Annotated in this window: 20 protein-coding genes and 1 pseudogene; 10 read left to right on the forward strand and 11 right to left on the reverse strand. The window is 61.2% G+C overall.

Annotation, left to right across the window (positions count from 1 at the left end):
• Positions 1-78: 78 nt before the first annotated feature.
• The 7 genes from P3T16_RS15180 to P3T16_RS15210 all read left to right on the forward strand — a co-directional run bounded on the left by P3T16_RS15180 (position 79) and on the right by P3T16_RS15210 (position 10120).
• Positions 79-1308, forward strand: coding sequence for a Fic family protein (locus tag P3T16_RS15180; protein ID WP_429342893.1), 1230 nt, complete (start codon positions 79-81; stop codon positions 1306-1308).
• Between the two features lie 355 nt (positions 1309-1663).
• Positions 1664-2866, forward strand: coding sequence for a nitrate/nitrite transporter (locus tag P3T16_RS15185; RefSeq protein WP_429255787.1), 1203 nt, complete (start codon positions 1664-1666; stop codon positions 2864-2866).
• Positions 2867-2882: 16 nt separating this feature from the next.
• Positions 2883-5315 carry a nitrite reductase large subunit NirB gene (gene nirB / locus P3T16_RS15190; RefSeq protein WP_429255788.1) on the forward strand — a complete coding sequence of 811 codons (2433 nt, stop codon included), beginning with the start codon at positions 2883-2885 and terminating at the stop codon, positions 5313-5315.
• A gap of 16 nt (positions 5316-5331) precedes the next feature.
• Positions 5332-5655 carry a nitrite reductase small subunit NirD gene (gene nirD / locus P3T16_RS15195; RefSeq protein ID WP_429255789.1) on the forward strand — a complete coding sequence of 108 codons (324 nt, stop codon included), beginning with the start codon at positions 5332-5334 and terminating at the stop codon, positions 5653-5655.
• A 17-nt stretch (positions 5656-5672) separates the two neighbouring features.
• Positions 5673-8357: a molybdopterin-dependent oxidoreductase gene (locus P3T16_RS15200; protein WP_429342894.1), complete on the forward strand. Its 2685-nt coding sequence runs from the start codon at positions 5673-5675 to the stop codon at positions 8355-8357.
• Positions 8358-8391: 34 nt separating this feature from the next.
• Positions 8392-8967, forward strand: a complete 576-nt coding sequence (locus tag P3T16_RS15205; RefSeq protein ID WP_429255932.1) for an ANTAR domain-containing response regulator — start codon at positions 8392-8394, stop codon at positions 8965-8967.
• A gap of 10 nt (positions 8968-8977) precedes the next feature.
• Positions 8978-10120: a CmpA/NrtA family ABC transporter substrate-binding protein gene (locus P3T16_RS15210; protein ID WP_429342895.1), complete on the forward strand. Its 1143-nt coding sequence runs from the start codon at positions 8978-8980 to the stop codon at positions 10118-10120.
• A gap of 56 nt (positions 10121-10176) precedes the next feature.
• Here P3T16_RS15210 and P3T16_RS15215 read toward each other — a convergent pair.
• Positions 10177-10362, reverse strand: a pseudogene (locus P3T16_RS15215) (ATP-binding protein); the annotation flags it as partial.
• A gap of 121 nt (positions 10363-10483) precedes the next feature.
• Here P3T16_RS15215 and P3T16_RS15220 point away from each other — a divergent pair.
• Entirely contained in the window at positions 10484-12196 is a 1713-nt protein-coding gene (locus P3T16_RS15220; protein WP_429342896.1) for an IlvD/Edd family dehydratase, read from the forward strand.
• A 25-nt stretch (positions 12197-12221) separates the two neighbouring features.
• Positions 12222-13130 carry a dihydrodipicolinate synthase family protein gene (locus P3T16_RS15225; RefSeq protein ID WP_429342897.1) on the forward strand — a complete coding sequence of 303 codons (909 nt, stop codon included), beginning with the start codon at positions 12222-12224 and terminating at the stop codon, positions 13128-13130.
• A gap of 30 nt (positions 13131-13160) precedes the next feature.
• On the opposite strand, the gene rhaS is transcribed toward P3T16_RS15225, so the two are convergent.
• From rhaS to rhaM, 6 genes are all read right to left on the reverse strand, one after another.
• Positions 13161-14168 (reverse strand): rhamnose ABC transporter substrate-binding protein, encoded by a 1008-nt coding sequence (rhaS, locus tag P3T16_RS15230; protein ID WP_429255794.1) that lies wholly within the window; start codon positions 14166-14168, stop codon positions 13161-13163.
• Positions 14169-14249: 81 nt separating this feature from the next.
• Positions 14250-15272 carry an ABC transporter permease gene (locus tag P3T16_RS15235; RefSeq protein WP_429342898.1) on the reverse strand — a complete coding sequence of 341 codons (1023 nt, stop codon included), beginning with the start codon at positions 15270-15272 and terminating at the stop codon, positions 14250-14252.
• Complete coding sequence (locus P3T16_RS15240; RefSeq protein ID WP_429342899.1) at positions 15265-16329, reverse strand: ABC transporter permease; 1065 nt, start codon at positions 16327-16329, stop codon at positions 15265-15267. Before P3T16_RS15240 ends, P3T16_RS15235 begins: the two co-directional genes overlap by 8 nt.
• A complete protein-coding gene (locus tag P3T16_RS15245; protein WP_429342900.1) occupies positions 16326-17855 on the reverse strand; it encodes a sugar ABC transporter ATP-binding protein in 1530 nt (509 codons plus the stop codon). The genes P3T16_RS15240 and P3T16_RS15245 overlap by 4 nt, the downstream gene beginning before the upstream one ends.
• A 66-nt stretch (positions 17856-17921) precedes the next feature.
• Positions 17922-18815: an amidohydrolase family protein gene (locus P3T16_RS15250; RefSeq protein WP_429342901.1), complete on the reverse strand. Its 894-nt coding sequence runs from the start codon at positions 18813-18815 to the stop codon at positions 17922-17924.
• Positions 18816-18859: 44 nt separating this feature from the next.
• The gene (gene rhaM, locus P3T16_RS15255) at positions 18860-19174 is read right to left on the reverse strand and encodes an L-rhamnose mutarotase (RefSeq protein ID WP_429342902.1); all 315 of its coding nucleotides are present in this window, start codon (positions 19172-19174) and stop codon (positions 18860-18862) included.
• Between the two features lie 130 nt (positions 19175-19304).
• On the opposite strand from rhaM, the gene P3T16_RS15260 reads away from it, so the two are divergent.
• Positions 19305-20285, forward strand: coding sequence for a LysR family transcriptional regulator (locus tag P3T16_RS15260; RefSeq protein ID WP_429255799.1), 981 nt, complete (start codon positions 19305-19307; stop codon positions 20283-20285).
• Positions 20286-20289: 4 nt separating this feature from the next.
• On the opposite strand, the gene P3T16_RS15265 is transcribed toward P3T16_RS15260, so the two are convergent.
• The 4 genes from P3T16_RS15265 to P3T16_RS15280 all read right to left on the reverse strand — a co-directional run bounded on the left by P3T16_RS15265 (position 20290) and on the right by P3T16_RS15280 (position 24556).
• Complete coding sequence (locus P3T16_RS15265) at positions 20290-21072, reverse strand: SDR family NAD(P)-dependent oxidoreductase (RefSeq protein ID WP_429255800.1); 783 nt, start codon at positions 21070-21072, stop codon at positions 20290-20292.
• 79 nt (positions 21073-21151) lie between these two features.
• Entirely contained in the window at positions 21152-22330 is a 1179-nt protein-coding gene (gene rhmD / locus P3T16_RS15270; protein ID WP_429255801.1) for an L-rhamnonate dehydratase, read from the reverse strand.
• A 79-nt stretch (positions 22331-22409) separates the two neighbouring features.
• Positions 22410-23732 carry an MFS transporter gene (locus P3T16_RS15275; protein ID WP_429342903.1) on the reverse strand — a complete coding sequence of 441 codons (1323 nt, stop codon included), beginning with the start codon at positions 23730-23732 and terminating at the stop codon, positions 22410-22412.
• A 71-nt stretch (positions 23733-23803) separates the two neighbouring features.
• Positions 23804-24556, reverse strand: coding sequence for an SDR family NAD(P)-dependent oxidoreductase (locus P3T16_RS15280; protein ID WP_429342904.1), 753 nt, complete (start codon positions 24554-24556; stop codon positions 23804-23806).
• Positions 24557-24598: the final 42 nt, after the last annotated feature.

A 24598-nucleotide genomic window follows, 5' to 3' on the forward strand; every position in this document is an offset into this window, starting at 1 on the left:
AACCTATGTAAATAAACAACTTTTTTACATCATAAAACGGTGTTAAGATTCGCCACGCGATCCGCCAAAATCACCGCCATGGCAACCCCCCACTCGAAGTATCCGTACTACGCCGTCCATCAGATGCATCCGCTTCTGCCCTCGGACCCGAAGCTGGACAGCCTGCGCCCGCTTGCCGCCGAAGTCATCAGCGACGCCAAGGACCTCGCAGCGCACGGCATGCCGCATCTGCGCGATCTGCTGCGTGAAGCGCTGCGCCCGATGAACTCGTACTACACCAACAAGATTGAAGGCCAGCATACGGAGCCGCTTCTGATCGAGCAGGCAATGCAGCAGGACTTTTCGAGCAAACCCGCGGAAGCCCGCAAACAGCGCATCGCAGTGGCACATATCGCTACCGAGGAATGGGGCGAGCAGGCATTCCCGTCCTTCGATTCGAACACCTTTTTTGAAGGCTCGGTGGCGCAGGCCATCCATCGACATCTGCACGACCAGCTTTCGCCCGACGATCTGACCCAGATCGATGACGACGGCCGCGAAGAAACCATCGTCCCCGGCGCCTGGCGCGATCGCGGCGTGAAGGTCGGCGCGCATATCCCGCCTGATCCCGCCACGGTGCCGGCGTTTATGGATGAATGGCACCGTGGATACCGTCACGCCCGGGCGGGCGAAACCGCAGTCATCGCGCTGATGGCCGCGCACCATCGGCTCGCCTGGATTCACCCGTTTCTGGATGGCAACGGCCGCACGGCACGTCTGCACACGCATCTCGGGCTCTCGGCGCTGGGTTTGACGCAGGGCCTGTGGTCGCCAATGCGCGGGCTCGCGCGCGAGCAGACACGCTATTACAACCATCTGATCGAAGCCGACCAGCCGCGTCAAGGCGACTACGACGGTCGCGGCGTGCTGTCGGAAAAAGGCCTTGTCGACTTTATCGAATTCGGCATGAACATCTGTCTCGACCAGGTGCGCTTTATGGACGGCATGCTGGATATGCGCGCTTTCGAAGCCCGGCTCGCCCAGATGCTCGCCGCGGAGGGCACCCGCGAGACCACCCGATATCTGCGGGTCGAAGCTGCGCAGCCGCTCGCATGGCTCGGCACGGTTGCTTCGATGGAACGCGCGCGCTTCAAGGGCATGATGGGGCTCGCCGCCCGCACCGCCGACCGCGTGCTCGCCGATCTGCTCAAACTCGGCATCGTTCAGTCCAGAACGCCCAAAGGTCCGGTCGAACTGGCGCTGCCGCTCAGTCTTTTTCGCTATCTGTTTCCACGTTTATGGCCTGAAGCCGAGTCGAACACGGCATGAGTGCCGGACGCGTCCAGAAGGGCGCATCGCGCGCCACGAACGCGCCCGCTCGCGCTAACTCTGTGCGACGCCGCGGCCCGCGCACTGCTGCGGTGCAATACGCCTTCCGCGTCCCAGACCGTCAAACCCAGGTCCGACAAGGCTTTCCGCCGATGCGGCAACATGGCATAGCTGTTGCTAAATAGCTATCGCACCTTGCAACGGCGCATGGATGCATGACTCGGGTGCCGCGCGACAGACAGTCCGCGGACCAGTAGCGAAACGGCACACCGTGCCGTTCACCGGTCGGGCAATGGCGTTCGACGTTTGTCGTATCCGGTACATCACCCGGGTGCGATCCGACGACGGAACTATCATGGACCGCAGCTTCTGGCGCAATGGCCACACCCCCACGCTGTTTTCTGCATTCCTCTATTTCGATCTGAGCTTCATGGTCTGGTATCTCCTCGGACCGCTGCAGATCCAGATCGCACACACACTGTCGCTCAGCACCCAGCAACGCGGGTTGATGGTCGCGACGCCGATTCTTGCTGGCGCCATCCTGCGTGTGTTCATGGGCATGCTCGCCGATCGTATCGGCGCGAAGCGCGCGGGTCTGATCGGCCAGGTTCTCGTGATCGCGAGCCTGCTGGTTGCGTGGCGCACCGGAGTGCATTCGATGGCACAGGTGCTGCTGTTCGGCGCATCGCTGGGCGTTGCGGGCGCGTCTTTCGCAGTCGCGCTACCGCTCGCCTCGCGCTGGTATCCGCCACATCAGCAAGGCACCGCGATGGGCATCGCCGGCGCAGGCAATTCCGGCACCGTGCTCGCCGCGCTGTTCGCGCCGGTGCTGGCCGTTGCGTTCGGCTGGCAGAACGTGTTCGGCATCGCGTGCATTCCGCTCGTCGCCGTGCTGGTGTTCTATACGATCAGTGCAAAGGATGCGCCGGGCGTCACCACGCACAAGCATCTGCGCGACTACGCACGCATGCTCGCCAATCGCGACGCATGGTGGTTCATGTTCTTCTACTCGCTGACGTTCGGCGGCTTCTCAGGCTTCGCGAGCGCCCTGCCCGGCTACTTCCATGACCAGTTCGGTTTCGATCCGAAGCTGGCCGGCTGGGCCACGGCCGCATGCGTGTTCGCAGGCTCGGTGATGCGTCCGTTCGGCGGCTTGATGGCCGATCGCGTCGGCGGTACGCGTTCATTGCTGAATGTGTTCGCTGCTGTCGCTGTACTGATCGGCATCGCAGGCTTTGGGGCAGGCGGTCCGTTCGTCACGCTGACGCTCTTTATCGGGGCGATGCTGTGTCTGGGTGCCGGCAATGGCGCAGTGTTCCAGCTCGTGCCGCAGCGCTTCGCAAAAGACATCGGCGTGATGACGGGCCTGATCGGCATGGCGGGCGGCATCGGTGGCTTTGCGCTTGCTGCGAGTCTCGGTTCGATCAAGCAGGCGACCGGTGACTATTCGATGGGTCTCTGGCTCTTTGCTGCCCTGGCCGCACTCGGCTGGGCGGGCATGAGCAACGTGAAGCGCCGCTGGCGCAGTGCGTGGTCGGTTGCAGCCGCACGCGTCTGAACGGGAAGACACCATCATGAACAAACCTCGTCTCGTTGTTATCGGCAACGGCATGGCCGGCATCCGCACGATCGAAGAACTGCTGACGATCGCGCCCGGTCACTATGACATCACCGTGTTCGGCTCGGAACCGCATCCGAACTACAACCGCATCCTGCTTTCGCCGGTGCTCGCCGGTGAACAGGCATTCGGCGACATCATCCTCAACACGGTCGAGTGGTATCAGGAAAACGACATCACATTGCATCTCGGCAAAACGATCGAACGGATCGATCGCGTGAAACGCGTGGTCGTGGCCGATGACGGCACCGAAGCAGCCTATGATCGTCTACTGATCGCAACCGGCTCAACGCCGTTTATCCTGCCTGTGCCCGGCAAGGACCTGAACGGCGTGATCACGTATCGCGACATCCGCGATACGCAGGCGATGATCGATACCGCCGCGGTGAAGCGTCACGCGGTAGTGATCGGCGGCGGTCTGCTCGGCCTCGAAGCGGCGAACGGTCTGAAGCTGCGCGGCATGGACGTTACCGTCGTGCATCTGGGCGACACGCTGCTTGAACGTCAGCTCGATTCGACTGCGGGCAAGCTGCTGCAACGTTCGCTTGAAGAACGTGGCCTCGCGTTTCTGCTGGGCAAATCGACGTCGGAAATTGTCGGCAATGACGCCGGCGAAGTGTGTGCAGTCCGCTTCAAGGATGGCGAGACCGTGCCTGCCGATCTCGTCGTGATGGCGGCCGGCATCCGCCCGAATACGACGCTTGCCGAAGCCGCAGGCCTTTACTGCGATCGCGGCATCGTGGTGAGCGATTCGCTGCAGACGTACGATCCGCGTGTCTATGCAGTGGGCGAATGCGTGAGCCATCGTGGCATTGCGTATGGCCTCGTTGCGCCGCTCTTCGAGCAGGCGAAAGTCTGCGCGAACCATCTCGCGCTGCTGGGCATCGGCAGCTACAAGGGCTCGGTGCTGTCGACGAAACTCAAGGTCACCGGTATCGATCTTTTCTCCGCCGGCGATTTCATGGGCAGTGAAGGCACCGAGGAAATCGTACTCTCCGACCCTTCCGGAGGCGTCTACAAGAAGCTCGTGATCAAGGACGATCAGCTCGTCGGCGCGTGCCTGTATGGCGATACCGCCGACGGCGCATGGTATTTCAAGCTGCTGCGCGAAGGCCGCAAGCTCGGCGAGCTGCGCGATCACATCATGTTCGGCGAATCGAATGTCGGTGATTCGGGTGTGCAGGGTCAGAGCCGCGCCGCCGCGATGGCGGACAGCGACGAAGTCTGCGGCTGCAACGGCGTATGCAAAGGCACAATCGTCAAGGCGATCACGGAAAAAGGCCTCTTCACACTCGATGAAGTGCGCAAGCACACCAAGGCTTCGAGCTCATGCGGCTCGTGCACGGGTCTTGTCGAGCAGATCCTGATGAGCACGGTCGGCTCCGACTTTCAGGAAACGCCGAAGACGAAGGCGATCTGCCATTGCACCGATCATAGCCACGGCGACGTGCGCAAGACGATCCGCGATCATCATCTGGTGACGCATCGCGAGGTGTACGACTTCCTCGAATGGCGCACGCCGAATGGTTGTGCAACCTGCCGCCCGGCCATCAACTACTACCTGCTGTCGACGTGGCCACGCGAAGCCGTCGACGATCCGCAAAGCCGTTTCGTCAATGAGCGCGTGCACGCGAACATCCAGAAAGACAACACGTTCTCGGTGATTCCGCAGATGAAGGGCGGCGTGACGAACGCGGCCGAACTGCGCCGAATCGCGGACGTCGCCGATAAATACAACGTGCCGATGGTTAAGGTCACCGGCGGTCAGCGGATCGATCTGCTGGGAATCAGGAAAGAAGATCTGCCGAATGTGTGGAAAGACCTCGGCATGCAGTCGGGTCACGCGTATGGCAAATCGATTCGCACGGTTAAAACATGCGTGGGCAGCGAGTTCTGCCGCTTCGGCACGCAGAACAGCACGCAGATGGGTATCGACCTTGAAACGATGCTCGCGAACATGTGGTCACCGCACAAGGTGAAGCTCGCCGTTTCTGGTTGTCCGCGCAACTGTGCGGAAGCCGGTATCAAGGACGTCGGCGTAATCGCGGTGGACAGCGGCTGGGAACTGTATGTGGGTGGCAATGGCGGCATCAAGACCGAAGTCGCACAGTTCCTCGTCAAGGTGAAGACGTCCGATGAGGTCAAGGAATTCTCCGGCGCGTTCCTGCAGCTTTATCGCGAGGAAGCGTGGTATCTCGATCGCACTGTGCATTACATCGAACGCGTGGGCCTCGATTACATCAAGAAGAAAGTGGTCGACGATGCCGCAAATCGCAAGGCGTTGTATGAACGCCTGCTGTATTCGCTCGAAGGACTGCCTGACCCGTGGGAAGCGCGCATCGGCGGCAAGCAGAAGCACGAATACATCCCGCTGAAAGTCGTGGCCTGAGGACGACACCATGGACATGAAAGTGACTCAACAATGGACCCGCATCTGCGACGTCGCAGATATTCCGCCGCTCGGCAGCCGCGTACTCGAACGTGAAGCCGGCAACGTCGCGATCTTCCGCACCGCGCAGGACAAGGTGTTTGCGCTGCTCGACCGTTGCCCGCACAAGGGCGGCTCGCTGTCGCTCGGTATCGTGCATGGTGAAAGCGTGACGTGCCCGCTGCACGCCTGGAATATCGATCTCGCAAGCGGTCAGGCGCGCGCCCCCGATGAAGGCTGTGCGCGGCATTTTCCGGTTCGTGTGGACGAAGACGGTTCGATTTATCTCAGCCTCACCTGAACACGCGTGGAGATACGATGAAGACCGTCACCCGTTCCACCTGCTGCTACTGTGGCGTCGGCTGCGGCGTGCTCATCGAAGCGGAGAATGGCCGCATCACGGGTGTTCAGGGCGATCCTGATCACCCGGCGAATTTCGGCAGGCTCTGCACGAAAGGGATGTCGCTTGCGCTAACGGCGCAAAGCGAAACGGGTCGTGCAAAGGTGCCGGAAATGCGTCTGCGACGCGATGCGCCGCGCCAACAGGTCGAATGGTCGGTCGCACTCGATACAGTCGCGGCGCGTTTTACCGATGTCATCCAGCAGCATGGCCCGGATGCGGTCGCGTTCTATGTGTCCGGCCAGTTGCTGACGGAAGACTATTACGTCTTCAACAAGCTCGCTAAAGGTCTGATCGGCACCAATAACATCGATACGAATTCGCGACTGTGCATGTCGAGCGCGGTCACCGCCTACAAGATGGCGCTCGGCGCGGATGGTCCACCTACCTGCTACGACGATCTGGATAGCGCGAAAACCGTACTGTTCGCGGGCAGCAATATGGCGTGGGCGCATCCCGTGCTGTTCCGTCGTCTGGAAGAAGCGAAAGCGGCCGATCCGTCAATTCGCTGGATCGTGATCGATCCGCGTCGCACCGATACCGCTGCGATGGCCGATCTGCATCTGGCGATCCAGCCGGGAACCGATGTCGCGCTCTTTAACGGCATGCTGCATCACCTGATCTGGGAAGGCCGGGTCAATCGCGATTTCGTCGAGCAACATACGGCCGGTTTCGACGCGCTCAAGGCACTGGTGCGCGATTTCACGCCGCGCATGGTCGCGGGTCTGTGCGGCATCACTGAACGCGAAGTCATGCAGGCCGCCGAATGGTTTGGCGAAAGCGATGCCGCGCTGTCGCTGTACTGCATGGGACTCAATCAGTCGAGCCACGGCACCGACAAGAATCTCGCGCTGATCAACCTGCATCTTGCAACCGCGCAGATCGGACGCGCCGGCGCGGGTCCGTTCTCGCTGACAGGCCAGCCGAATGCAATGGGCGGCCGTGAAGTCGGTGGCATGGCGACGATGCTCGCAGCGCATCGCGATATCGGCAATCCCGCGCATCGTGAAGAAGTCGCGCGACTGTGGGGCGTATCCGAACTTTCCGACCGGCCCGGCCTGCCCGCTATCGATATGTTCGAAGCGCTGCATGCCGGCAAGATCAAGGCGATCTGGATCGCGTGCACGAACCCCGCACATTCGATGCCGGATATCGTGCGCGTTCGCGAAGCGCTGGCGAAAGCGGAATTCGTCGTCGTGCAGGACGCGTATATGCAAACGGACACCGTGCCTTTCGCTGATGTCGTACTGCCCGCTGCGACATGGGGCGAAAAATCCGGCACGGTCACCAACTCGGAGCGCCGTATTTCACGCGTACGTGCCGCCGTCCAGGCGCCTGGCGAGGCGAAGGCCGACTGGTGGATCGTCAACGAAGTCGCGAAGCGGATCGAAGCGCGCAATGCGGTTTCTACTACGACGCTATTTGCGTTCGATACGCCCGAAGACGTGTTCAACGAGCATCGCATGCTGACCGAGGGACGCGACCTCGACATCGGCGGTCTGAGCTATACGACGCTGGAAGAACGCGGTCCGCAGCAATGGCCGTTTCCCGCGAAGACCATGCAAGGCGAGGCGCGCCGCTATACCGACGGTATCTTCGCGACACAGGACGGTCGCGCGCGTTTCCACGCAACCGCGTACCGGCCCGTTGCGGAAGCAACCAGTGCGCGCTTTCCGTTCCGTCTGCTGACCGGCCGTCTGCGTGATCAATGGCATGGCATGAGCCGCACGGGCCGCGTCGGCAAACTGTTCTCGCATGCACCTGCACCTGCGCTCAGCATTCAACGAGGCGATGCAGCACGACGCGGCTTCAACGAAGGCGACCTCGTACGCGTATCGAGCCGGCGCGGCAATCTCGTGCTCCCCGTGCAACTGTCGGACGACGTGCAATCCGGCACGGTATTCGCGCCCATGCACTGGAGCGGCCAGTTTCTCGCGAGCGGTGGCATCAACGAAACGACCGTACCCGCTGTTGATCCTTCGTCGTTTCAACCCGAGTTGAAGCACGCAGCGGTGCGCATCGAGCCGGTGGAACTCCCGTGGCGCCTGGTCGCGGCACGACGCGGCGACGTGCTCGCGCTGCAGGCCGCCGTGCAGCCATTGTTGAAGGAATGCAGCTACGCCGCGATCAGCATCGAAGACGACGATCTCATCGTATTGCGCGCTGCCCACGCCAATGCGCCGGAGGACTGGCTGTCACGGCTTTACGAAGCGCTCGATCTGCCGACAGGCGAGAACACACTCGAATACCGCGACGCACGACGCGGTCTTGACAAGCGCGTCGTGTGGCGCGACAACGTCATCGACGGCTTCGTTTTCGCCGGCGATGTCGCGAACGCCGATGCCCTGCTCGCGCGCTTACGCGACGCCGCACCGTGGTCTGGACCGCGCTTCGCGGTATTCTCTACACAAAAGCAGGCAAACGTTGCGCGTGACCGCGTGGTGTGCAACTGCATGCAGGTTAGCGAATCGCGCATCCACGAAGCGATTGCAGGCGGCGCGACCCTGCCGGAACTGAAAACGAAGCTCGGCTGCGGCACCGTCTGCGGCTCGTGCGTCCCCGAATTAAAACGGATGTGCGAGGCGACTGCCGTTGCAACCTGAACACACTGGAACGGCCGATATCAACAGACGAAAGATGCTGCGCGTACTGCTCGTCACCGACACGGACAAGCCTATCGGCGATCTGCGCGACGCCCTGGCACGGCTCGGCTATGACATGCTGACCGGCACGGCGACGCCGGAAGCGCTGCATCGCGTCGTCGAGAGCGAGCGGCCCGATGTCATCATCATCGATACCGAATCACCCTCTCGCGATACCCTCGAACAGCTCGCCGTGATGAACGCGACCGCGCCGCGCCCCGTCCTGATGTTCAGCCCCGACGCAAACCAGCAGCTGATTCGCGACGCGGTTGGCGCAGGCGTAACGGCTTATCTGGTCGAAGGTCTCGCGACCGAGCGCCTTGCGCCGATTCTTGAAGTGGCGCTAGCACGTTTCGCGCAGGAATCGCAATTGCGCGAGCGTCTCGCGCAGGCTGAAAACGAACTCGCTGAACGAAAGCTGATCGACCGTGCCAAACGCCTGCTGATGGATCAGCAGAAAATGACTGAAAATGCCGCCTACGCGACGTTGCGCAAGCGCGCGATGAACCAGGGCGTCAAACTCGCCGAGGTTGCGCGCCAGTTGATCGCGTCGGCGGAATCGCCTGAATGATGGCCCGCTCATGAACGCACTCACTCATCACGTCCAGCCGGACGCCACGGAACGGCTCGAGAAAACGCATCTGCGGCTGGGTTTTGTCGCGCTGAGCGATGCCGCGCCGCTGGTGGCGGCCAAGCTGCTCGAGTTCGGCCATGCACATGGCCTGACGCTTGAATTGTGTCGGCAGCCATCATGGGCGGCTGTGCGCGACAAGCTCCTGTCCGGTGATCTGGACGCGGCGCACGCGCTCTATGGACTCGTCTACGGCGTGCAACTCGGGCTCGGTGGTCCGCAAACGGATATGGCGGTGCTGATGGTGCTCAACCGCAATGGCCAGGCGATCACGGTATCGAACCGCCTTGCCGACGCGATAAGCGAGCACAAAACGCTGCCCAGGGCACTCGCCACGCTTGGGAGAAAACCAGTTTTCGCGCAGACGTTCCCAACGGGCACACACGCGATGTGGCTGTATTACTGGCTCGCCGCGCAAGGCGTCCATCCGCTGCGCGATATCGAAAGCGTGGTGATTCCGCCGCCGCAGATGGTCGGCGCGCTGGCGGAAGAACGACTCGACGGTCTTTGCGTGGGAGAACCCTGGAATGCCGTTGCCGAAGCGCGAGGCGTAGGCAAAACCGTGGCTTACAGCAGCGAAGTCTGGCCGGACCATCCGGAGAAAGTACTCGCGTGCAGGCGCGATTTCGTCGGCGCTCACCCAAACACCGCCCGCGCGCTCGTGCAGACGATGCTTGAAGCATGCCGCTGGCTGGACGATTCCGGACATCGCGTTGAAATCGCGCGACGGCTGGCGCAGCCCGAGTTTCTAGGTGTGCCCGAGGAACTGATTGCATCGAGATTGCGAAACGAAGCAGCCAATACCGTCCGGTTGCCCGTTCGCTTTTTTGAAGGTGGTGCGGTGAACTATCCGCGACCGTCCGACGGCGTCTGGTTCATGACGCAATATCGGCGATGGGGCATGATCGACCGCATCGATGACTACGCAACCATCGCCGCGGCGATCAACGCGACGGATCTGTATCGCGAGGCGGCGCAGAATATGGGCATTCCTGTGCCCGCAGAAAGCGCGCCGCAGGTATTGATCGACGGCCGGGTATGGGATGGCACTCATCCCGATGCGTACGTAGACGGCTTCGCGATACGTGCGTGACCTGCGTACCCGTCTGTCGCAATGGCTCGCTATCGGAAAATCGGGTACTCAGACAGTCATGCGCTGCGGACCGCCGGGAAACGCACGCTGACAACGAGGCTGCCGCCCACCGCATCGCCGGGCGCGACCTGTGCATCGTGTACGCGTGCAATCTCCCGCACGATCGACAACCCTAGCCCACTGCCCTCCACCGCCAGCGTCGCTGCGCCCCGGTAGAACCGCTCGAACACCGCGTCACGTTCCCCTTCATTGACTACCATTAAGCAACGGCCAATGAAGCGCAGAATATAAACTTAACTCGCGCCAGGACGATTCCAATAGATACGGTATAACCTCATCACGAAGGTTTCCAGGAGACAGGACATGCGCAAGCTCCGTTCGCAAAGCTGGTTCGGCAGGAACGACAAGGATGGATTCATCCACCGCTCGTGGATGAAAAACCAGGGCATTCCGCACGACGAATTTGATGGACGTCCGGTGATCGGCATCTGCAACACGTGGTCGGAACTCACACCGTGTAACGCGCACTTTCGTGAACTCGCTGAGTACGTGAAGAAAGGCGTGCGTGAAGCGGGCGGTTTGCCGCTGGAGTTTCCGGTAATGTCACTTGGCGAATCCAATCTTCGCCCAACTGCCATGCTGTTTCGCAATCTCGCTTCGATGGATGTCGAAGAATCGATTCGCGGCAATCCGATGGATGGCGTGATTCTGCTCGTGGGTTGCGACAAGACCACGCCTGCGTTGCTGATGGGCGCGGCGTCGTGCAATCTGCCGGCGCTGGCGGTTTCCGGTGGCCCGATGCTGAATGGCCGGTTTCGCGGCAAGCATATCGGCTCGGGCACGGGCGTCTGGCAGATGTCGGAGGAAGTGCGTGCCGGCACGATGACGCAGGAAGAATTCACCGAAGCCGAATCGTGCATGAACCGCTCGCGGGGTCACTGCATGACGATGGGCACGGCGTCGACGATGGCCTCGATGGTTGAATCGCTCGGTATGGGTTTGCCGCATAACGCGGCGATTCCGGCTGTGGATGCGCGGCGTCAGGTGCTCGCGCATCTGGCCGGGCGCCGCATCGTCGATATGGTCCGCGAAGACCTGACGATGGACAGGATCCTCACGCGTCAAGCCTTCGAGAACGCAATCCGCACGAATGCGGCGATTGGTGGGTCGACCAATGCGGTGGTTCACCTGATCGCGCTCGCGAAGCGGATCGGCGTGGAGCTTTCGCTGGAAGACTGGGAACTGGGTTCGAACGTGCCGTGCCTGGTGAACCTGCAACCGTCGGGCGAATACCTGATGGAGGACTTTTACTACGCGGGCGGATTGCCGGCGGTGCTGAAGCAGCTCGGCGAGCAAGGCCTGCTGCATCGCGACGCGCTGACTGTCAACGGCAAGACGATCTGGGACAACGTGCAAAACGCGCCCAATTACGACGAGAAGGTCATCACGACGTTCGCCGAGCCGTTCAAGCCGAAGGCCGGCATTGCCGTGCTCAAGGGCAATCTCGCGCCGAATGGCGCGGTGATCAAGCCGTCGGCGGCCACACCTTCTTTACTCAAACATCGCGGTCGCGCGGTGGTATTCGAGAACGTCGAAGAGTTGCACGCGAAGGTCGACGACGATTCGCTCGATATCGACGAGCACTGCATCATGGTGCTCAAGGGCGCAGGGCCGAAGGGTTATCCGGGCTTCGCTGAAGTCGGCAACATGCCGCTGCCGAAGAAGGTGCTGGAAAAGGGCATCACCGACATGGTCCGCATTTCGGATGGCCGCATGAGCGGCACCGCGTACGGCGCGGTCGTGCTGCACGTATCGCCGGAAGCGGCGGCAGGCGGCCCGCTCGCGCTCGTTAAAACCGGCGACATGATCGAACTCGATGTCGAAGCGCGCCGTCTGCATCTCGAAGTTTCCGACGAAGAACTCGCACGCCGTCGCGCGGAATGGCAGGCGCCGGAACTGCCGAAGCGCGGTTACTACAAGCTCTATGTCGAGCACGTCTTGCAGGCAGACCAGGGCGCGGATCTGGACTTTCTGGTCGGATCGAGCGGCGCGCCGGTGCCGCGCGATTCTCACTAACGCCCACTGACAAGGAAACAGGCGAATGACGGCGATCGATGCGCTTCCTCCCGGCGGAATCTGGCCCGTTTTGTACGCGTACTTCGACCAGCACAATCAGCTCGATCGAAACGCGATGCGCACGCAGGTTGATACCACGATCCACGCAGGCGCACCCGGCATTGTGATCCTGGGGCTTGCGACCGAAGTGCATCGCATGTCGCTCGAAGAGAAGCATCAGGTGATCGACTGGGCCAGTGCAGACATCGATGCGCGCGTGCCGCTCGCCGTCACGATCACGGGCGACACGGTTGACGCCCAGGCCGCGCTTGCCGATTACGCCGTAGCGCGTGGTGCGTCATGGCTCATCCTGCAGCCGCCTTCCGCGCGTAATCAGCCCGAATCGTTCTATTTCGATTTTTTCGCCGACGTGATGCTGCGCGTGCGTGCCCCGGTTGGAATTCAAAACGCGCCTGAGTATCTCGGCGTCGGACTGTCAGCAGAATCGATCGTTGAACTTGCGCGCCAACGCGACAGTTTTCGATGGCTCAAAGGCGAAGGACCCGCGCTTACGATCCGTAACACCATCGACCAGTTGCGCGCGCTTGGGACGCCACTGCCCGTATTCAACGGACGCGGCGGTCAGGAAATCATCGACAATCTGCGCGCGGGTTGCGCCGGCCTGATCGTTGCACCGGATACCTTCGACAGGCAGGTCGCCATCCAGCGAGCTTTTGTTGCAGGAGACGAGGCACGCGCGGAGGCGCTGTATGCAGAAGTGCTGCCATCCATTGTGTTTGTGATGCAGTCGCTCGATTCGTTGACCTGCTATGGCAAACGGATAGCTGGGTGGAGAATGGGCTTTGATGTGCAACACGATCGCGGCATCGCGCCGACGGCATTCGGACTTGAATGCGCGCGGCGCTTTGCCAGACAGCTGGGGGCTTACGCCTGAACCTTAAAGCGTGGAGGCGTACCCACTACGTTAAAAGTTGAAGTTGTCGATATTGCTCGCGTCGAATGTAGTCGGCGGTCCAAGGATGATTTCTCCCTTCGGGCCGATCGTGCGCTTGCCAAGTTTGCCGGCTTCGAACGATTCGCCTTCCTTGCCCGAAATCGTCCCTGACGCCAGGTTCGCAGCGGCAAACGCGGCCAGATAACCGAGTTGGCCCGGATCCCACAGCTGGAACGCCTTCACAGTGCCGTTCTTGACGAACGCGCGCATCTGGTTCGGCGTACCGAGACCAGTCACAGCCACCTTGCCCTTGCTCGACGAGGTCGATATGTAGCGAGCCGCCGCCGCGATACCAACCGATGTGGGCGCAACGATCGCCTTCAGGTTGGGATACGCCTGCAGCAGACCTTGCGTCTCGACGAACGACTTCTGGTCGTCATCGTTGCCGTAGGCGATCTTCACCAGCTTCAGCTTCGAATACTCCGGCTTTTTCAGTTCATCCTGCATCCACTTGATCCAGGTGTTCTGATTGGTCGCATTCGGCGTTGCCGACAGGATGGCGAATTCACCCTCGCCGCCCATCAACTTCGACACGAGCTGGATCTGACCGCGTCCGATGCTTTCCGCGTTCGCCTGATTGACGAACAGCTGGCGTCCTTCGGGTGCGGTATCGGAGTCGAACGTCACGACCTTGATGCCTTGCGACATCGCTTTCTTCAGATAAGGCACGACTGCATTCGCATCATTGGCCGCGATCACAATGGCATCCTGCTTCTGCGTGATCAGCGTGTTGATGTACTGCACCTGCGACGACGCACCCGCATCCGATGGGCCGACTACCTTGCCGACACCGTTGAATTCCTTGATGCCGGCCATGCCGCCATCGTCGGCGATGACTTCGTACGGGTTGTTGATCTGCTTGGGCAGAAACGCGATCTTCAGCCCGCTTTTGAGGTCAGCCGCGCCCGCCGCGCAGCTCAGGCCTAGCAGTGCGGCGCACAGCGCCGCCGCGCTGGCGCAACGAAGTGGTCTTCTCATGTCATGTCTCCTGGTTATATTGTCGGGTGTCTTGTACCCGGGGTTGTTAATCGTCCTGACCTCTACCACCTGTTGCGTCATTCATGTGCTGCGTGCTCCACCCGATCTGGCGATAAACCGCCGGTCGCGCATCGCGCGCCAGCGTGCAACCAGGTTAGGAATAAGCACCGATGCGAGCAACAGCACGCCTGTGACAATAGTCAGCGTTTCGCTGGACACGTCATCGAGCGTCAACGCATTCTTCAGCACGCCGACGATCAGTAGCGAAAGCAGCACACCGTACATCGAACCGCGCCCGCCGAAAATGCTCACGCCACCAAACAGAACGGCCGCGATCACCGATAGCTCAAAGCCTTCGCCGTTATCGCCGCGCGCACTGGTGAAGCGCAGCGTGTAGACAATGCCTGCCAGCGCGCTGAGTACACCCGATGTCACGAACAGCCTCAACCGGATCTTCGCTACGTCGATGCCGGAAAACGCGGCCGCGGTGGAATTCGCGCCGATCGCGTAGAGACTGCGTCCAAAAGGCGTCGCCTGCAGCAGCACCGTGAACACCACCGCACAGACAATCACAATGACAAACGGCAATGGAATAAAGCTCGACCATAACGTGTCCATACCGAATGCCGTGTATGCGGCCGGGAAATCGGCAACGGCCTGATCGCCCAGCAGCACATACGCAAGCCCACGAAACAGCGCGAGCGTACCGATCGTCACGGCAAGCGAAGGCAGGTTCAGCTTCACGATCACCAGACCGTTCAGCAGCCCGGCTAACGCGCCAAAGACCAGCACAAGCACGATGACAACCGGCATCGGCAGACCCATATGCCATAGCACGCCCATCAACGCGCTGGACGCCCCCAACACCGACGCCACCGACAGATCGATTTCCGCCGCGACGATGATCAACGTCATTGGCAGCGCCATCAACGCAATTTCGGTGAGGTCGGCGAGTACGTTGCCAAGATTCGCCGCCGTCAGAAACACCGGCGACAGCACACGTCCAAGGATCAAGGCGAGAATCAATACGACGACAAGCAGCACTTCCCATTGAAGCGGCGTCTCACGTCGACGCGTCAACAAAGCGGAATCGGGTTTAGCCATGATCGCGTTTCCTCATCATGCGTTTAGCGACGGAGCGCGCGAGCAGCGTATCGGCCGCGATCGCAACGACGATAAGCGCACCTTCAATTGCCTGTTCCCAGAATGGCGACACGTGCAGCACGACAAGCGCAATGCTGATAACGCCAAGCACCAGCGCGCCAAGCGTGGCGCCGAGAATCGTGCCGACACCGCCCGTGATCGCTACACTACCGACCACCGCTGCGGCGACCACCTGCAGCTCGATCCCCTTGGCGGTGCTGGCGTCGACGGTACCAAAACGGGCAAGCCACAACGCGCCGGCGAAGCCTGCAATGGCGCCGCTGATCAGAAACCCGGCCATCACGCGCCGCTCGACGTTGACACCTGCAAGCCTCGCGGCCTCTGGATTCGAGCCGATCGCGTAGTGTTCCCGACCGCCGCGAAACTGTTTCAGATAGATCGACAGACCGATCAGCACGACAGCAGCGATCAACGCAAGCGACGGCACACCGAATACAGCACCCGTTGCGAGCCGCGAGAACGATTCCGGCAGACTGGTCGCGTTGATCTGGCCGCCGTGGACCCACGCGTAATCGGCGCCGCGGAAAATGTAGAGCGTCGATAGCGTCGCCACCAGCGATGGCACGCGCCCCACCGCTACCAGCAACGCGTTGATCCCGCCCGCAATGAGACCGATCGCCAGACCCGCAGCAAGCGCGACGATAACCGGCATGTGCGGGAACGCGACGAAGAGACTCCCGACTGCGTACGCGCTCACGCCGACGGTCGACCCGACTGACAGGTCGATATGGCGCATCAGAATCACCACGGTCATGCCCGCCGTCAGCAAGCTGACGATCGACACATTCAGCAGCACATCGCGCAGATTCTGCAAATTGAGGAACTGCGGCTTCGCGAGTGCCGTGCCGACCACCAGCAGGATGAGCACGACAAAAAGCGTCGTCTCGCGGCTCTTTGCGATGGTGCCGATGAGGCCGCCGGCGCCCGAAGCCGGACGTCGAGTGTCAGGCGGCTGCACGGGCGCAGCGTGAGTATGGGTTGTCGAATGGCGCATCATGCTGCGTGCCCCAACGTCGCGGTGGACTGGCCCAGCGCCGCGCCCATGATCCGCTCTTCGTTCGCTTCGGCGCGCGATATGTCGGCGCTAATGCGTCCCTCATGCATCACGAGCACACGATCGGCCATGCCGAGCACCTCCGGCAACTCGCTTGAAATCATCAGCACCGCCATGCCATCGCGAACCAGTTCTGCCAGCGCGCCATACACCTCCGCCTTCGCACCGACGTCGATGCCACGCGTGGGTTCATCGATGATCAGCACCTTGGGATTCGTTGCAAGCCATTTGCCGAGCACCACTTTTTGCTGGTTGCCACCCGAAAGCGTGCCGACGGGTGCGGACGGATCACCCGCTTTCAGATGCAATCGCGTACCCCATTGCGTGGCGAGCGTACGTTCGCTTCTGGTTGAAATCAGTCCGTGCCGGACGAGGCGACCCAGTACGGTCATCGACGCATTACGCGCGATGCTCAGTTCCAGCGCGAGGCCTTGCTGCCGGCGATCTTCAGGCACGAGTGCAAGGCCAGCCTGGACTGCCGCCGCGGGACGCCCCGGCTTTAAAGGCTTCCCCGCAATACGGATCTCTCCAGAATCGAACGGATCGATGCCGAAGATCGCGCGCGCCACTTCGCTGCGGCCTGCGCCGACGAGTCCCGCCAGCGCCACGATCTCACCTGCGCGAACCTCGAACGAGATGTCCTTGAATACGCCGACGCGCGTCAGACCGCGCACCGAAAGCCTCACTTCGCCCGGCTTTACATCCGCCTTCGGATAGAAACTTTCCAGGTCGCGACCGACCATCTTCGCGACGATCGACGCAGTATCCAGTTCGGCGGTTAGTCCATCGAACACCTTGGCACCGTCGCGCATGATCGTCACGCGCTGCGTGAGCGCAAAAACCTCGTCGAGTCGGTGCGTGATAAAAAGAATCGCGACATCGCGCTCGCGCAGCCGGCGCACGATCGTAAAGAGCCGATCGACTTCCGGCAGGGACAACGCCGCAGTCGGCTCATCCATGATCAGCACGTTCGCGTTCAGCGACAGCGCCTTGGCGATTTCGATGACCTGCTGATCGGCAATCGACAGCCCGCGAACCATCTGGTCCGCACGCAGATCGACACCCAGCGACGCGAGCAGATCACGCACCTCGCGATGCATCGCATCGTATTGAATGCGGCCAAGGCGGTCCACCGGCTGGCGGCCCATGAAAATGTTCTCGGCAATCGACAGATCGAAAAACAGCGTCGGTTCCTGATAGATCACCGCAAGGCCCGCATCGCGCGCCTCGGCGGGCGTGGCGAATTGACGTGGTATGCCGTCGACAAGCAACTCGCCCGTATCCGGTTGATGCACGCCAGCCAGAATCTTGACGAGTGTCGACTTGCCCGCGCCGTTCTCGCCAAGCAGCGCGTGCACTTCGCCAGGCCATAGCGCAAGCTCAGCATCGAAGAGCGCCCGCACACGGCCGAATGATTTGCTCGCATGCTTCAATTCAAGCCGCGGTCCGCCGGAAGGTTGTTGCTGCACTGCGTTGTCTCCTCCATCGTGCGATGCTGCTCGAGCGTCGCGATAATCCGTTTGCACCGCCAGCGGCTAGATACGATAGACGCGCTCGGCGTTGCTTTTGAAGAGTGCGTCTTTCTCGTCTTCACTGGCGCCTTCGACGATCGACGCATACGCGTTCCACAAATCCGTGTACGAACCGAACAGCCTGTCGACTGGAAAGTTCGATGCGAACATCGCGCGCGACGTACCGAACGTGTCGATGGTTTCGAGCACATAGGGCCGCAGGCTTTCCACCGTCCATCGATGATCGAACATCGCAAGGCCGCTTATCTTGACGGCGACGTTCTCGCAGGTTGCCAGCAATCGCATACCGTCACGCCACGCGCGAAAGCCCTCGACGCTGTTGCGGTCTACAAACATGCCGGCATGATTGATGATGAACTGCGTACCCGGATGCGCATTCGCCAGCGCCGCCGCTTCCGTCATCTGCGACGGATAAAGCTGCAGATCGAAGGACATTCCATGACGTCGCAGCAGCGAAAAGTTCTCGCGCCATAGCGGGTCACGCATCAGATGCCGACCGATGTAGTCGTATAGTCGCGTGGCATGCACGTTCAATATCTGCCGCACGCCGCGCGTATTCGCAAACGCCGCGTGACCTTCGAGCACTTCAGCAGCATTCGATGCAGACAGGTCGACTGCCGCAACGATGCCCTGCGGCATCCCGCGCGATTCCGTTGCATCGGCAACCTGTTGCAGCCAGCGCGTCTCTTCGACTGGATCAGCCGGATCGTGGTTCGCCTCGACGTGGACGACTTTCAGCACTTCGATGTCGCGCGCGTCGGCGTGCAGATCGGCAATCAGATAGTCGTGCTTCAACTCGCGTGCGTCGCCAACGAACGACACGCCCGGGTTTGCCAGCCACGGATAGTGATGCGTTTTCAGGTCCCACAGATGAATGTGCGGGTCGACCACTTGCATGGGGCACCCTCCGCCCGTTGAAGGTTTAAGTGTTTAAAGGTCGTTCATGGAAGATGGAACACCGGCACGAGCGTTTGCTGCAATGGCGTGTGATCGGGAGCCGTCTGCATGATGCCGGCCATGTGGTCCCACCATTTGCGCATCACGTCGAGAGCGGGTAGCTGGTCCATCGTATGGTCGACAGGGCGCGCGAGCACGGCGAACAGATGATTCGTCTCTTCATCGAGGAAGATCCGATAGTCGTGCACGCCAGCGTTGTGCAGTGCATCAACGAGGTCTGGCCAGATGTCCCGGTGCCTGCGTTCATATTCGTCGCGCATGCCGGGGTTGAGCATCATCCGGAAAGCCACTGTCTCCATCACCTCGTGTCTCCAGTTGTGTTCTGCGCTTTCTCGGGCGAAGCGTCTGGAACGACTATAATTCCGGCGTCGATAGCATCTCAATCCGAAGTTGGGATTGGGCGATACTGAAACCGAATCGCACAGGTCCATGAACCACAACGCTTCTACGGTCGCCCTCGTCAACAGGCTCAAGTTCAAACATCTTGCGCTTCTCGTTGCGCTCGACGACGCGCGCAACGTCCACCAGGCCGCTGAGGCGATCAACGTCGCGCAACCAAGCGCCAGCCGTATGCTCGGCGATATCGAGGAAGCGTTTGGCTTCCTGCTTTTCGAGCGCAACGCCCGCGGCATGCAGCCCACGCCGCTCGGCGTCGTCACCCTTGCCTACGCCCGGCGCGCACTCGCCGAATTGACGCGCTTCGCCGAAGACCTCGACGTCAAACGTAAAGGCGGTCACGGCCAGTTGACCGTCGGCGCCATCATGGGCGCCGCGCCCGATCTGCTGGCCATGGCCGTCGCTGCGCTCAAGACCGAGCGGCCGCTTCTCAATGTGCGCATCCTCGGTGAAACCAGCGATCAGGTTGTCCAGTTGCTGCATCGCCGCGAAGTCGACCTCGCGCTTGGCCGGCTGACAAGTCCGCTACAACACAATGACTTCAGCTTTGAACTGCTTGCCCGCGAACCGTTGCTGCTCGTCGTTCGCAGTGCGCATCCGCTTGCCGGCTGCAAATCGATCACACTTCGTGAGCTGATCGAGTGGCCGTGGGTCGCGCAACCGCTGTCGAGCCCTGCGCGCGTGCTCTTCGAAGAAGAACTTGCGCGCGCCGGTCTCGCGACGCCGGTGAATCTGACCGAATGCGCGTCGATCTTCGCGACCCTCCAGTTACTGGAGAACTACGACGCCGTTGCGATGCTGCCGGAATCCGTTGTGCGCGACCACGTGCGCGGCAAACTGCTCGTCGCGCTGCCTGCTGAAATCGGCAAAAGTCTGCCAGGTTTCGGCATTCTCACCCGCAAGGGCGAACCGCTTGCCGAGCCTGCGGAGCACTTTGTCGATCTGCTGCGCGGGTTTTCGAAGTCGCTTGCACGCGACGACGTCCATGCCGTTGCGCCACAACCCGCGCATTGAATACTCACTGAAGGTTGACGAAAAGGCCGCCGTCCACCAGCAATGCAGCACCTGTCACATAGCGGGCACGGTCGGAAGCAAGAAACACCACGCACTCCGCGACATCGTCCGGCCGGCCCAGTCTGCCTAGCGGAATGCGTTTTTCGAAGTACGCTTTCTTGGCTTCGTCGGCGAGATCTTCTGCGTTCAGATCGGTGGCGATCGTGCCCGGCATCACCGAATTACAGCGGATGCCATACGGTCCCAACGCGACCGCGCATGACTGCATCAGCGAGTGCACGCCCGCTTTAGTCGGCGTGTAATGCGTCTGCATGCCGCCGCCCACCAGTGCACTGATTGAACTCGTCGCGACAATCGCGCCGCCTGTGCCCTGTTCTTTCATCTGCCGCGCCGCCGCCTGCGTCACATAGAACGCGCCATTCAGGTTGACGCCAACCGTCGTTTCGAGCACCTCAGCGGGCATGTCGAGGAACGCGTGGAACGGACAGATGCCGGCATTGCTTGCGAGTACATCGACCTTGCCGAACGCATCGACGGTACGGCGCACGAGTTCCGTGCCTGTCTCCGGGAGCGCGACGTTACCTTCGACCGCGATCACGCGACGTCCCAGCGCTTCAATTTCGCCGACGACTTCTTCGACCGCTGAACGACGTCCATACGACGCGTCGTTATCGCCCCAGAAGTTGATCGCCACGTCGGCGCCTTCGGTTGCGCACGCAACGGCTATTGCGCGACCGATACCGCGCGACCCACCGGTGACGATCACTACCTTGTCCTTGAGCAGCACGTCTTTTCCTCCGCCTTTCAGCTATATCGTTGCGAATCCGCGCGAGCCGTTCAATACGCATTACGCGTTCAATTCACGTCTAGTGCGAATATGGACGCGCCAGCGCGCATTCTGGATTCAACCGCACGCCGAACCCCGGCGTTTCAGGCACTTTCATGCGGCCATTCACGGGCACGGGTTCATCGAGCAGCAATGGCGTGAACATCGGTACAACCTGGTCCGCCTTCGGCGCCATCATCAGGAATTCCGCAAACGGCGAGTTATGACGCGTCACGACAAAGTGATAGCTATACACCGACGAACCATGCGGCACCACCATCACGTTGTGCGCATCGGCGAGCGCGGAAATCTTGATCAGTTCCGTAATGCCGCCGCACCAGCCGACGTCCGGCTGGATCAGATCGCAGCACTCCATCTCCAGCAGCATCCTGAAGCCCCAGCGCGTCGCTTCATGTTCGCCCGTCGACACCATCATGCCGCGAGGCACGTTGCGGCGCAGTTCGGCGTAACCCCAGTAGTCATCCGGCGGCAGACATTCCTCGACCCACTTTAGACCGTATTCATGCGCGGCCTGCGCAAGACGTGTCGCGTAGGGCACGTCAAGGCTCATCCAGCAATCGAGCATCAACCAGAAATCGTCACCGACTTTCGAGCGCATGTCGGCCAGCTTTGCGATGTTCTTCTTGAGACCTTCTTCACCTTCTGCGGGGCCGTGCTGCAACGGCATCTTGCCGCCGATAAAGCCCATCTGCTTCGCAAGGTCGGGGCGCGCGCCCGTCGCGTAGAACACCAGCTCATCGCGTACCGGTCCGCCCAAAAGCTGATACACCGGCTCCTTGCGCACCTTTGCGAGCAGATCCCACAACGCGAGATCGACGCCCGAAATCGTGTTCAGCACCACGCCTTTGCGACCGTAGTAGAGCGTGGCGAAATACATCTGATCCCACATTTTCTCGATGTCGGTGACAAGCTGCCCCTCAAGAAAGCGCGCGAGATGCTTTTCCACGATGAACGCGCCAATCTCGCCGCCCGTCGTGACCGCAAAGCCAACCGTTCCATCACTGGCTTCGATCTCGACCACAAGCGTGCCCAGCACATTGATCCCGAACGACCGACGGCTTTGCCGGTATTCCGGGTAACGCGCCATCGGCGTCGAGATGTGATCGTCGATCCAGTGACCGTCGGCCTGGTCGTGATAATCGGCGCCGCCGCCGCGAACGATGAAGGCACGCACGTGCCGGATAGTGGGCATGGCCATGAGGATGGGCTCCGTGTTGTCCGTATATAAGTGCGTCCGTTAGCGCCTGTTCACGCGTGTATCTGCGCGCGGGTTTGCGTTAGCGGGAGTGATGAATCGGGTGATGAAACAGCGAAAGCGAACCGTCTTCGCTGCGGCGAAACAGTGTGGCGATCAGGAGCGCGGCGAGCACGCTAGCCGCGCCGAGTACGATCAGCCCTGCCGACATCGACGGGAATGCCTGATCGACGCCCGTGCGCAATGTAGGCGCGATAAAGCCACCGATACTGCCAAGTGAATTAATCAACGCGATACCACCCGCAGCGGCAGCACCCGTGAGGTAACGCGTCGGAAAGGTCCAGAAGAGCGGCTGTGCCGCGATAAATCCACTGGCCGCGCAGCACAACGCAATGAGTGCAAGCGCCGGGCTATGCAGCAATCCTGACAGGCCGATTCCGCAACCTGCGACGACCAGCAACAGCACGGCCCAGCTACGATGCCCGCCTGTGCGATCCGCGCGACGCGGCACGTACCAGGTGACCGCAACCGCGCACAACCACGGCAACGCTGTCACGAGGCCGACGCGCAGCCCGACCTTCGTACCAAGCAGCGCCGCAACCTGTTGCGGCAGATAGAAGATCACGCCGTACACGCTGGTCTGGATCAACAGATAGATGAACGAAAGCGCAAGCACGCGGCGATCGCAAAGCGCGGCCAGCACGCCGCGCGGGCCATGTGCGGCGGCCTCGCGGGCGTCTTCATCGAGCGCGGCTGCGAGCAGGATGCGTTGGGTGTCATCAAGCCATCGGGCATCCGCGGGCCGGTTGTCGAGATACCAGAACGCCCACACGCCGACTGCAGAAGCCAGGCCACCTTCGATCAGAAACAGCCACTGCCAGCCCGCAAGGCCGAGCGCGCCATGCAGATCGAGCAGCAGGCCCGACAGCGGACTGCCGAAAATAAACGCGAGCGGCGCGCCGAAGTAGAACACGCCGACGGCACGCGCCCTGGCTGATTGCGGAAACCAGTGTGTCAGGTAGTAGATGATGCCGGGGAAGAAACCCGCCTCGGCGACGCCGAGCAGAAACCGCAGCGTATAGAACGCAAATGGCGTATGCACCAGCGCCATGCCCGCGGAAACGATGCCCCACGTCACCATGATGCGGCACATCCACAACCGCGCGCCGACGCGATGCAGCAGCAGATTGCTCGGCACTTCAAACAGCGCATAGCCGACGAAGAACACGCCTGCGCCAAACGCAAAGGCGGCATCGGAAAGACCTGTATCGTGCTGCAGCGCCTTTTGCGCAAAGCCGATGTTCGCGCGATCGAGGAAGGCCAGCACGTACATCAGCAGCAGGAACGGCAATAGCCGCCGCATGACCTTGCCGATAACTGCCTCGGTCGAGGAAGTCGTGTTCATCGTGTCTCCTGATTCGTCCGGCTTCGTGGCCGGTTCGACAAGCCTGTCTTCCTGTGCCGGCCTGGAACGCGTCAGTAAGTCGCGCGGCCGCCGGACAGATCGAACACCGAGCCTGTGCTGAACGCACAGTCTTCAGAAGACAGCCAGAGGATCAGTGACGCGGCTTCTTCGGGCAACAGGAAGCGGTTCATCGGAATCTTCGACAGCATGTAGTCGATATGTTCCTGCGCCATCGAATCGAAGATTTCGGTTTTTGCCGCGGCTGGGGTGACCGCGTTGACGAGGATATTGCTGGTGGCCAGCTCCTTGCCAAGCGATTTGGTGAGCCCGATCAGGCCGGCTTTCGAAGCGCTATAGTGCGAGGCGTTCGGATTGCCCTCCTTGCCCGCGACCGACGCGATATTGACGATGCGTCCATAGCCCTGCTTCAACATCTGCGGAACGATGGCGCGGCTTGTCAGGTATGGGCCGATCAGGTTCACGTCGATCACGCGCCGCCACACGTCCGGGTCCAGTTCCCACAATTTGCCGTTGCCGCCGGTGATGCCAGCGCAGTTGATCAGCACGTGGATCGCGCCGTGTTGCTCGATGGTTCGATTCGTTGCGTCCGCAACGGAAGCTTCACTGGTCAGCTCGACGACGGCAGAGGTTACCTTGCCGTGTTCACTGAGTTCGCGCTCGCTGCGCGCGAGCCGGTCGGCATCGACGTCCCATAGCGCCACTGACGCGCCCGACTGCAGCGCCCGCTGCGCCACCGCGTACCCAATACCGCGCGCCCCACCCGTAACGACGACGACGCGGTTGTCCAGATCGATCCGGTTCATTGCTGTCTCCTGCACCTGGCTTGAATGTTTATGTAGCCAATA

The sequence above is a fragment of the Paraburkholderia sp. GAS42 genome (assembly GCF_050436565.1).
Classification (GTDB): domain Bacteria; phylum Pseudomonadota; class Gammaproteobacteria; order Burkholderiales; family Burkholderiaceae; genus Paraburkholderia.